This window comes from Psychromonas arctica (assembly GCF_038155225.1).
Taxonomy (GTDB): Bacteria; Pseudomonadota; Gammaproteobacteria; order Enterobacterales; family Psychromonadaceae; genus Psychromonas; species Psychromonas arctica_B.
In genome coordinates this window covers 1-258 of sequence record NZ_JBAKBA010000141.1, presented here as the reverse complement: position 1 = coordinate 258, position 258 = coordinate 1, and the positions used below count along the sequence as shown (strand labels likewise).

1 protein-coding gene is annotated in these 258 nt (G+C 35.3%); it reads left to right on the top strand.

The window, feature by feature from the left end:
• Nucleotides 1–258 (top strand): glutathione binding-like protein (locus V6255_RS18090; RefSeq protein ID WP_341629385.1); only part of this gene is annotated, 258 nt, incomplete at both ends.

The window sequence follows — 258 nt, the reverse complement described above, 5'->3', positions numbered from 1 at the left end:
TATTAATGCAACGTATTGAAAGCGAATGGTACACATTGGTTGCTATCGTTATGTATAATGAAGTTGCTAAAGCAGAAGCTGCACGTATTAAATTACGTGCTAAAATTCTTGAAGTTGCACCAGTATTTGATCACATCTCTTACTTTATGTCTGAAGAGTTTACGATTGTTGATTGTTACCTGGCTCCGTTATTATGGCGTCTACCAGAATTAAAAATCGACTTAGGTTACGAAAATGTAACAGGTCTAAAAAGCTACA